The following is a 9200-nucleotide window of genomic DNA, read 5'->3' as shown; positions in this document are numbered from 1 at the left end:
GCCTCTCCTATGCGACTGGCAAGCGAAAGAACGCCATCGCGCGCGTGAGGATCAAGCCCGGCAAGGGCACGATCACCATCAACGGCCGCGACCAGGAGATCTATTTCGCGCGGCCCGTGCTGCGTATGATGATCGCCCAGCCGCTGCAGATCGCCGACCGGCTTGGCCAGTTCGACGTGATCGTTTCCGTCCAGGGCTCGGGCCTCTCCGGCCAGGCCGGCGCGGTGCGGCACGGCATCTCCAACGCCCTGACCTACTACGAGCCCGGCTTGCGCTCGGTGCTGAAGCCGCACGGCTTCCTGACCCGCGACAGCCGCGTGGTCGAGCGGAAGAAGTACGGCAAGGCCAAGGCTCGACGCAGCTTCCAGTTCTCGAAGCGCTGATCGCGCGCGAGCTATCGCGTTTGCATGGGGCGCTTCGGGAAACCGGAGCGCCCTTTCTGCTTTTCGGAGTTCGGATTCCATGACCCAGACGGTTTTCATCGACGGCGAAGCCGGCACCACCGGCCTGCAGATCCGCCAGCGGCTCGAGGGCCGCCGCGACCTGGAGCTGGTCTCGATCGATCCGGCGCGGCGCAAGGATGCAGCCGCCCGCGCCGAACTGTTGAACAGCGTCGACGCGGTGATCCTCTGCCTGCCCGACGCGGCGGCGAAGGAGGCGGTCGGCTTGATCTCGTCCAACGCCGTGCGGGTGATCGACGCCTCGACCGCCCACCGGGTGGCGTCCGGCTGGACCTATGGCTTCCCGGAGATGGACGTCGACCAGCGCAGCGCCCTGCGTTCCGCGCGGCTGGTCAGCAATCCCGGTTGCTACGCGACGGGCGTGGTCGCGTTGATGCGGCCGTTGACCACCGCGGGCCTGATCCCCTCGGACTGGCCGATCACGGTCAACGCGGTCTCCGGATATTCGGGCGGCGGGCGCTCGCTGATCGAGGAGTTCGACGCGCCGGTTCCCGAGGGCACGCACGACGCCTTCCGCATCTACGGCCTCAACCTGTCGCACAAGCACCTGCCGGAGATGAAGGTGCACGGCGGTCTGGACCACGAGCCGGTGTTCGCGCCGTCGGTCGGCCGCTATGCGCAGGGCATGATCGTCGACATCCCGCTGCCGCTGTGGGCTCTGCCCGGCAAGCTGAAGGGCTCGGACCTGCGCGCCGCGCTGGCCGAGGCCTACGACGGGGAGCGGTTCGTCAGCGTCGCCTCGGCCGGCGAGAGCGACGCCCTGCAGCAGGCGAGGGCCGGCGCCGCCGGCTTCAGCGCGGAACTCGATCCGGAGTCGTTGAACGGCACCAACCAGCTGAAATTGTTCGTTTTCGCGAACGAGGAGCGCGGCCACGCCCGCCTCGTCGCCCTGCTCGACAACCTCGGCAAGGGCGCTTCGGGGGCGGCGGTTCAGAACCTGAACATCATGCTGGGCCTGAAAGAGGGCGAGGGACTCTGACAGCGTTGCATCCGACCTACGGAAAGCGCCGTATCTGACGCATGACACCGCTGATCCATCGCCGCCGGCTGCTGGCCGGCGTACTCGCGGCCACCGCCGCCCCAAGCCTGGCGCTGGGCGCCGCCGACGCCTATGCCGCCTCGCCGTGGCGCAAGCTCACCGACGCCGACTGGCGCAAGCGCCTGAGCGGGGCGTCCTATCGTGTGCTCCGTCACGAAGACACCGAGGCGCCGGGCACGAGCCCGCTGCTGAAGGAGCACCGCACCGGCCAGTTCGCCTGCGCCGGCTGCGGCCTGCCGTTGTTTCGATCGACCTGGAAGTACGAGTCCGGCACCGGATGGCCGAGCTTCTACAACGCCATAGCCGGCGCCCTGATCAAGAAGACCGATTTCAAGATCGGCATCCCGCGCACCGAGTACCATTGTGCACGCTGCCTGGGGCACCAGGGCCACCTGTTCACCGACGGGCCGAAGCCCACGGGCCTGCGCTACTGTAACAACGGCGTGGCGATCAGCTTCCTGCCGGCGTGACGTCTGCGCGCCGCCAGATGGTGCGGTAGCCGTCAGCCTCCAGCGACAACTCGTCGATCGTGCTGTAGCGCCGCTTCAGATAGGCCAGCACCGCTTCTCTGAACGCCGGCGCTTCGATGGTGTGCATTGGGCCGTCGGCGTGTGTATGCGGCGGATAGATCGCCACCCGCCCGGGGTCGTCCAGATAGGCGCGAGCGCGCAGCCGGACGCCTTCGATATTGAACCAGTAGTCGAGGTAGTTGTAGCGCTGCTGCAGCACGCCGCGGTCGAAGACCTCTTCGCACGGATGCTCGATCGACGTCGGTTGGATGGTGTCCTCGATCCGCACGTCCGCCTGGTCGGGCGTGATCGCGCGGAACGGCGCCGGGTCGTCCGTCAAGTGACTCTCCTCAAGGTTAGGACTTCACCTTCACATAGCTGCCGGGCGCGTCCTCGAGGGCGGCCAGCGGGCCGCCCGCCGGGTCGCGGGCCGACACCATCGGGCCCGAACGCTCGCGCAGCCAGGCGGCCCAGTGCGGCCACCAGGACCCCGGATGTTCCACCGCGCCGGCCTGCCATTCCTCGAGCGTCGCGGGCAGGGCGTCGTTGGTCCAGTGCTGGTACTTGTTCGCCGCCGGCGGGTTGATCACGCCGGCGATGTGGCCGGAGCCGGCCATGGTGAAGGTCACCGGCCCGCCGAACAGCTGGGCTCCGCGGTAGACCGAGCGCGCCGGCGCGATGTGATCGTCCTTGGAGGACTGGATGTAGACCGGCGTCTTGACGCTGTGCAGGTCCAGCTTCACCCCAGCCAGCGTGAGCTCGCCCTTGGCCAATGCGTTCTGGCCGTAAAACCGGCGCAGGTAGTCCAGGTGCAGCCGCTTGGGCATCCGCGTCTGGTCGGAGTTCCAGAACAGCAGATCGAACGGCTTCGGCTCCTTGCCCAGCAGGTAGTTGTTCACGAAGAACGACCAGATCAGGTCGTTGGAGCGCAGGGCGTTGAACGTGTCGGCCATGGTCTGGCCGGGCAGCACGCCGCCGCCGGCGTCCATCTTGCTCTCCAGCTCGCGCAGCCAGTCCTCGTTGGTGAACAGCAGCAGGTCGCCCGCCTCGGCGAAGTCCTGCTGGGCGGCGAAGAAGGTCGCCGAGTTGATCTGTTTGTCGCCGCGCGAGGCCATGTACGCGAGGCTGGCCGAAAGCATCGTGCCGCCGATGCAGTAGCCGACGGTGTTCACCGTATCGACGCCGCACTGCTTCTTGACCACCGCGGCCGCGGTGTAGACGCCGTCCGCCAGATAGTCCTCGAAGGTCTTGTCGGCGAGCGTCGCGTCCGGGTTCACCCAGGAGGTGACGAACACGGTGAAGCCCTGGGCCGACAGCCAGCGGATCATCGAGTTCTCTGGCCGCAGGTCCAGGATGTAGAACTTGTTGATCCATGGCGGAAAGATCAGCAGCGGGATTTCATGCACCTGCTCGGTCGCAGGGGAAAACTGCAGCAGTTCAATCAGTTCGTTGCGGAAGATCACCTTGCCGGGAGCGGTGGCGACGTTCTCGCCGATCTTGAAGACCTCATAGTTGGTTTGGCTGATCGCCAGTTGCCCGCCGCCGCGCGCCAGGTCGCCGGCGAAGTTCTCGATGCCGCGCACCAGGCTCTCGCCGCCGGTCTCCAGCACTTCGCGCAGCGCGGCCGGATTGGAGACCAGGAAGTTCGACGGCGAGAAGGCGTCGGTGAGCATCTTCATGAAGAACTCGACCCGGCGCTTGTTCATCGGGTCGGCGCCGTCGACCTCGGCCACCAGGCTGTTCAGCCAGTTGGAGGTCAGCAGGTAGGACTGCTTGATGATGTCGAAGACCGCGTTCTCGGTCCATTCGGGGTCGGCGAAGCGCTTGTCGCCCTTGCCGGCCTGCACGACCGGGTCGGAATCGCCACCAGCGGCGCGGCGCGAGGCGCTCTGCCAGAGCTCCAGGTAGCGGGCGAACAGATCGGACTGAGCGCGCACCAGCCGGTCGGGCTGTGCGGCGAGGCGGCCCATGACGTCGGTCAGCGCGGGTGCGACGTTGAATGGGTCAGGCGACAGTGCGGCCGGGCGATCGGCCTGACGCAGCGCCTGCTCGGCGATCGCGCCCTGCGCGGTCAGCGCAGCGCGCGCCAGATTCATGGACAGCTTTTCCAGCACTTCACGCTGGTTGGGGTCGAGCAGTTTGGCGCTGAGGTCGGCGGCGCTGGCCAGGCCGGCCGCCGCGGCCGGCGGCGGCGGCGAAAACGTGCGCGTAGGCTCGGCCGGGGCGGGTGAGGATTGCTCGGCGGCGGGCGTCTGCATGGCTTCCGCCACCGCTGCATCCAGCTTCAACTTCGCCTTCTTGCCCTTGCCTTTGTCCTTGTTTTTGCCGCCGCTCTTCTTGCCGGCGCCGTCGTCATCGGGAGCTGAGGGGTGCTCGCTCATCGTTGTTTCCTCCTCGACGCGAGCGCGCGCACTCTTTCGCCGACTGCGATCATCGCATAAGAGCGGTGCGGACATGAACGTGTCTGCATCTTTTTTCCTGAACGCCTCGCGGCGTGGTCAAGCTCCCCGGGCGATCGCCTGCGGGTTGGCCGCGTGCCTGCTTGCAGGCTGTGCAGCCAGTCCGTTCGCCGAGGCGCAGGTGGATCCTGCGTCCACCGTGGCCGCCGATGTGGCTCGCGCTGCGCGCGTCGTGCGGCCTTATCCCACCTTCGCCCAGATTCCCCCGACGCCGGCCGACGTCCGACCGGCGCGGGCCTTCGCGGCCGCGGTCGCCGACGTGCAAGGCGAGGGTGCGCGGCTCGAACGTGACACCGCCGCCTCGACCTGGACGCTGGACGGGTCCGATTCGTTCGCCGCCCGCGCCGAGCGTTCGCTGGGCGACGATGCGGCCCCCATCGCAAACGACCCTGAAGCCTTCGCACGCGCTCAGCGGGAGCGAGCTACACCGCCTCCGCCGCCCCGCTAGGGGCCCGCGGAGGCTCTAAAGCCGCCGAACCTGCTTGGCGGACTCCGGACCGGAGTCTATCCATGCGCGACCGCAGCTCTCACCAGCCGCAGTAACAGCGGCGCCGAGCTTTACATGACCCCCGAATTCCATCGCATACGACGACTTCCGCCCTACGTTTTCGAAGAGGTGAACCGCGTCAAGGCGCGGCTGCGCGCCGAGGGCGTGGACATCATCGACTTCGGCATGGGCAATCCCGACATGCCGACGCCCAAGCACATCGTCGACAAACTGGTCGAGACCGCCCTAGACCCCAAGGCCGGGCGCTATTCCGCGTCCAAGGGCATCATCGGGCTGCGCCGGGCCATGGCGAACTACTATGGCCGCCGTTTCGGCGTGAAGCTGAACCCGGACACCGAGGTGATCGCCACCCTGGGTTCCAAGGAAGGCTTCGCCAACCTCGCCCAGGCGCTGACCGCGCCCGGCGACGTGATCATCTGCCCGAACCCGGCCTATCCGATCCACGCCTACGGCTTCATCATGGCCGGCGGGGTGATCCGTCACGTGCCGGCGCTGTCGCCCGAGGAATACCTGTCCGGCGTCAGCAAGGCGATGAAGCACTCTGCGCCGCCGCCCAGCGTGCTGATCGTCAGCTATCCGTCGAACCCGACCGCCCAGTGGGTGGACCTGGAATTCTACCGCGACGTGGTGGCGTTGGCGAAGAAGCACGAGATGCTGGTGCTGTCCGACATCGCCTATTCCGAGATCTATTTCGACGACAACCCGCCGCCCTCGATCCTGCAGGTCGACGGGGCGAAGGACGTCGCCGTCGAGGTGAATTCGCTGTCGAAGACCTATGCCATGGCCGGCTGGCGGGTCGGCATGGTGGTCGGCAACGAGCGGATGTGCGCAGCGCTCGCCCGAGTGAAGAGCTATCTCGACTACGGCGCCTACACGCCCATCCAGGTCGCCGCCGCCGCGGCTTTGAATGGGCCGCAGGACTGCGTCGACGACATCCGCGCCATCTACAAGAGCCGCCGCGACACCCTGGTGTCGTCGATGAAGCGGGCCGGGTGGGACATCCCGCCGCCGCCCGCCTCGATGTTCGCCTGGGCGCCGGTGCCGCCGCAGTTCAAGGCAGCCGGATCGATGCTGTTCTCACGCCTGCTGGTCGAGGAGGCGGGCGTCGCCGTCTCCCCCGGCGTGGCCTTCGGCGAGCATGGCGAGGGTTATGTGCGTATCGGGCTCGTGGAGAACGAGCAGCGGATTCGCCAGGCCGCGCGCAACGTCAAACGCTTCCTGGCCAGGTCGGACGAGCTGCTCGAGCGCGCCCATAACTCGGTCGGCGTCCCATGAGTCCTCGTGAGTGGCGGGTCGGCGTCGCGGGCCTGGGCACCGTAGGCGCAGGACTGCTGAACTTCCTGTCGGACCGGCCGGATTTCGCGCCGGCCGGCGGGCGCACCAGGATCACCGGGGTGTCGGCGCGCTCGCGCTCCAGGCCCCGGCCGTTCGACATCTCCAACCTTGCGTGGTTCGACGATCCGGTGGCGCTGGCGCTGTCGCCGGACGTGGATCTGTTCGTCGAGTTGATCGGCGGATCCGACGGCCCTGCCAAGGCCGCGGTCGAGGCGGCGTTGAACGCGGGCAAGCCGGTGGTCACCGCAAACAAGGCGCTGATCGCCGAACATGGCGCCGAGCTGGCCGCGCTCGCCGAGGCCAAGGGCGTACCCCTGCTGTTCGAAGCCGCGGTGATGGGCGGCACGCCGGCGGTGAAGATGCTGCGTGAGGCGATGGTCGGCGACGAGGTGCGCTCGGTCGCGGGCATTCTCAACGGCACCTGCAACTACATCTTGACCGAGATGGAGCGGGGCGGGCGCGCCTTCGCCGAAGTGCTGGGCGAGGCCCAGAAGCTAGGCTACGCCGAGTCGGACCCGACCATGGACGTCGGCGGCTTCGACTCCGCCCACAAAATCTCGATCCTGGCGGCGTTGGCCTTCGGCTGCGCGCCGAACTATGCGGCCGCCGAGATCGAGGGCGTGGAGCAGGTCGCCCTGCTGGATATCCAGATGGCCCGCGACCTGGGCTATCGGATCAAGCTCATCGCCTCCGCCGATCGATCGCCGGACGGCGTGCTGGTGCGCGTGCACCCCTCGCTGGTGGCGCTGGACCATCCGCTGGCGCAGGCGGGCGGGGCGCTCAACGCTCTGTTCATCGAGGGCGAGCGGATCGGCCGCATCTACATCCAGGGACCCGGGGCCGGCGCTGGCCCAACAGCCGCCGCTGTCGCCGCCGACATCGCCGACGTGATGACGCTGGCCGTGCGTCCGGTATTCCAGAGGCCCGCCGGCGATCTGACGCCGTTCACGCCGGTCGACCCCTCGCGCAGCATGAGCCGCGCCTATCTGCGGCTGCTGGTCAAGGAGCAGCCCGGCGTAATCGCCGCGGTCTCCGAGACGCTGGCCGAGGCGGGGGTCTCCATCGAGAGCTTCCTGCAGAAGCCGGTCGAGGAAGCGCAAGGGGTGCCGATCGTGCTGACCACGCACGCGGTCGCAGAGTCGGTGCTTTCGAAGGCGATCGAGCAGATCGCCGCGGCGCCATTCGTGCTGGAGCGGCCGCGGCTCTTGCGCATTGCGCGCATCTGACACTCTAAAAGATCATCGCGCGCGCCGGGACGGCGTGCGCAGCTGGGAGACGGTTATATGAGTTCCGAGGTTCTGGACCGCGGGTTGGTGCTGGATGCGGTGCGGGTGACCGAGATCGCCGCGATCGCCGCCTGGCACATGGTCGGCCGGGGAGATGAGAAGGAGGCCGATCAGGCCGCCGTGGACGCCATGCGCACGGCGCTGAACGACCTCGACATCGCTGGCGAGATCGTCATCGGCGAAGGCGAGCGTGACGAGGCGCCGATGCTCTACATCGGCGAGAAGGTCGGCACCGGCAAAGGCCCGAAGATCGACATCGCCCTCGACCCGCTGGAAGGCACCACGCTGACCGCGAAGGCCATGTCCAACGCGCTGGCCGTGATGGCCTGGGCGCCCAAGGGCACGCTGCTGAACGCCCCCGACACCTACATGGACAAGATCGCCTGCGGGCCCGGCTATGCGCCTGGGATCATCGATCTGGACGCCTCGCCGGCCGACAACGTGCGCGCGCTGGCCAAGGCCAAGGGCGTCGATCCCTCGCAGATCACCGCCTGCGTGCTGGACCGTCCGCGCCACGCCGACATCATCGCCAGCCTGCGCTCGGTGGGCGCGCGGGTGTACCTGATCACCGACGGCGATGTGGCCGGCGTGATGAACACCGCCGATCCGGACACCGGCGTCGACCTCTATGTCGGGCAGGGCGGGGCGCCGGAGGGCGTGCTGGCCTGCGCGGCGCTGAAGTGCGTCGGCGGTCAGTTCCAGGGCCGTCTGGTGTTCCGCAACGCCGACGAGCGCAAGCGCGCCGAGCGCATCGGCATCACCGACCTCGACAAGAAGTACGACCTGCACGAGATGGTCCGCGCCGACGCGATCTTCGCGGCGACCGGCGTCACCAAGGGCGCGCTGCTGGACGGCGTGCGCCTGGAAGGCGGCTTCGTGCACACCCACACCCTGGTGATGAACTCCGCCACCCGCACGGTGCGCGAAGTGCGGATGAAGCGCCCGGTCTGAGGCCGCCGCTTCGGCGCCTGCGACGCAACGACTCAGCAGGCTGCGACCGCCTTAGTCGCAGCCGCGACTCCCTATAGGGTTCCGCGCAAAGAGGACCCTCATGGCGGATGGATCACAGCCCCTGGGCTATCTGGGCGTCACGCGATCGCTGAGCGGCCGGCTGTGGCGTGAGCGCGCCGCCGACCCCGACGTCGTGCGCCGCCACCAGCACGCCCACGGTCTGTCCGAACCGCTGGCTCGCGCGCTCACCGCGCGTGGCGTCGGCCTGGAGCAGGGCGCCGACTACCTCAACCCGACGCTGAAGGCGCTGTTTCCCGACCCGTCGAGCTTCATGGGCATGGACCAGGCCGTCGACGTGCTGCTGGACGCCCTGAAGCGCGGGCGCAAGGCCGTGGTGTTCGCCGACTACGACGTCGACGGCGCCTCCAGCGCCGCGCAGTTGGTCCGCTGGTGGCGGGCGATGGACGCGGAGCTGCCGATCTACGTCCCCGATCGGGTCACCGAGGGCTACGGGCCATCGCCGGCCGCCTTCCGCCGACTTCGCGAGGAGGGCGCCGACCTCGTGGTCACCGTCGACTGCGGCGCAGCGGCCCACGACGCCATCGCCTGCGCCGCGGAGATCGGCCTGGATGTCGTGGTCATCGACCACCAC

The 9200-nt window shown here is 68.4% G+C and carries 10 protein-coding genes; 8 read left to right on the top strand and 2 right to left on the bottom strand.

What is annotated here, in order from left to right; genetic code table 11:
- The 3 genes from rpsI to msrB all read left to right on the top strand — a co-directional run.
- Positions 1 to 383: 30S ribosomal protein S9 (gene rpsI / locus Q8M88_RS10050; protein WP_305596960.1), on the top strand; the 383-nt coding region annotated here is incomplete at its 5' end.
- A 79-nt stretch (positions 384 to 462) separates the two neighbouring features.
- Positions 463 to 1440 (top strand): N-acetyl-gamma-glutamyl-phosphate reductase, encoded by a 978-nt coding sequence (gene argC, locus Q8M88_RS10045; RefSeq protein ID WP_305596958.1) that lies wholly within the window; start codon positions 463 to 465, stop codon positions 1438 to 1440.
- Positions 1441 to 1481: 41 nt separating this feature from the next.
- Entirely contained in the window at positions 1482 to 1970 is a 489-nt protein-coding gene (msrB, locus tag Q8M88_RS10040; RefSeq protein ID WP_305596956.1) for a peptide-methionine (R)-S-oxide reductase MsrB, read from the top strand.
- On the opposite strand, the gene Q8M88_RS10035 is transcribed toward msrB, so the two are convergent.
- A complete protein-coding gene (locus tag Q8M88_RS10035; RefSeq protein WP_305596954.1) occupies positions 1951 to 2349 on the bottom strand; it encodes a hypothetical protein in 399 nt (132 codons plus the stop codon). The two genes, msrB and Q8M88_RS10035, sit on opposite strands and share 20 nt — an antisense overlap.
- 16 nt (positions 2350 to 2365) lie before the next feature.
- Complete coding sequence (gene phaC, locus Q8M88_RS10030) at positions 2366 to 4105, bottom strand: class I poly(R)-hydroxyalkanoic acid synthase (RefSeq protein WP_305596962.1); 1740 nt, start codon at positions 4103 to 4105, stop codon at positions 2366 to 2368.
- Between the two features lie 358 nt (positions 4106 to 4463).
- Between phaC and Q8M88_RS10025 the strand changes: the two genes are divergently transcribed.
- The 5 genes from Q8M88_RS10025 to Q8M88_RS10005 form a co-directional block, all read left to right on the top strand.
- Positions 4464 to 4916 (top strand): hypothetical protein, encoded by a 453-nt coding sequence (locus Q8M88_RS10025; protein ID WP_305596952.1) that lies wholly within the window; start codon positions 4464 to 4466, stop codon positions 4914 to 4916.
- A gap of 114 nt (positions 4917 to 5030) precedes the next feature.
- The gene (locus Q8M88_RS10020) at positions 5031 to 6251 is read left to right on the top strand and encodes an LL-diaminopimelate aminotransferase (RefSeq protein ID WP_305596950.1); all 1221 of its coding nucleotides are present in this window, start codon (positions 5031 to 5033) and stop codon (positions 6249 to 6251) included.
- Positions 6248 to 7537, top strand: a complete 1290-nt coding sequence (locus Q8M88_RS10015) for a homoserine dehydrogenase (protein ID WP_305596948.1) — start codon at positions 6248 to 6250, stop codon at positions 7535 to 7537. The genes Q8M88_RS10020 and Q8M88_RS10015 overlap by 4 nt, the downstream gene beginning before the upstream one ends.
- A gap of 57 nt (positions 7538 to 7594) precedes the next feature.
- Positions 7595 to 8548 (top strand): class II fructose-bisphosphatase, encoded by a 954-nt coding sequence (gene glpX, locus Q8M88_RS10010; protein ID WP_305596946.1) that lies wholly within the window; start codon positions 7595 to 7597, stop codon positions 8546 to 8548.
- Between the two features lie 100 nt (positions 8549 to 8648).
- On the top strand, positions 8649 to 9200 hold a 552-nt coding region (locus Q8M88_RS10005; protein WP_305596945.1), incomplete at its 3' end, for a DHH family phosphoesterase.

This window comes from Phenylobacterium sp. (genome assembly GCF_030693805.1).
Classification (GTDB): domain Bacteria; phylum Pseudomonadota; class Alphaproteobacteria; order Caulobacterales; family Caulobacteraceae; genus Phenylobacterium.
The sequence above is the reverse complement of the archived record's forward strand: the minus strand, read 5'-3'. Positions and strand labels throughout refer to the sequence as shown.

Bases quoted from the DNA above. Each gene is read 5' to 3' on its own strand.
- glpX (WP_305596946.1), top strand. From the start codon at position 7,595: ATGAGTTCCGAGGTTCTGGACCGCGGGTTGGTGCTGGATGCGGTGCGG.
- argC (WP_305596958.1), top strand. From the start codon at position 463: ATGACCCAGACGGTTTTCATCGACGGCGAAGCCGGCACCACCGGCCTG.
- Q8M88_RS10025 (WP_305596952.1), top strand. From the start codon at position 4,464: ATGAACGTGTCTGCATCTTTTTTCCTGAACGCCTCGCGGCGTGGTCAA.
- Q8M88_RS10015 (WP_305596948.1), top strand. From the start codon at position 6,248: ATGAGTCCTCGTGAGTGGCGGGTCGGCGTCGCGGGCCTGGGCACCGTA.
- phaC (WP_305596962.1), bottom strand. From the start codon at position 4,105: ATGAATCTGGCGCGCGCTGCGCTGACCGCGCAGGGCGCGATCGCCGAG.
- Q8M88_RS10020 (WP_305596950.1), top strand. From the start codon at position 5,031: ATGACCCCCGAATTCCATCGCATACGACGACTTCCGCCCTACGTTTTC.
- msrB (WP_305596956.1), top strand. From the start codon at position 1,482: ATGACACCGCTGATCCATCGCCGCCGGCTGCTGGCCGGCGTACTCGCG.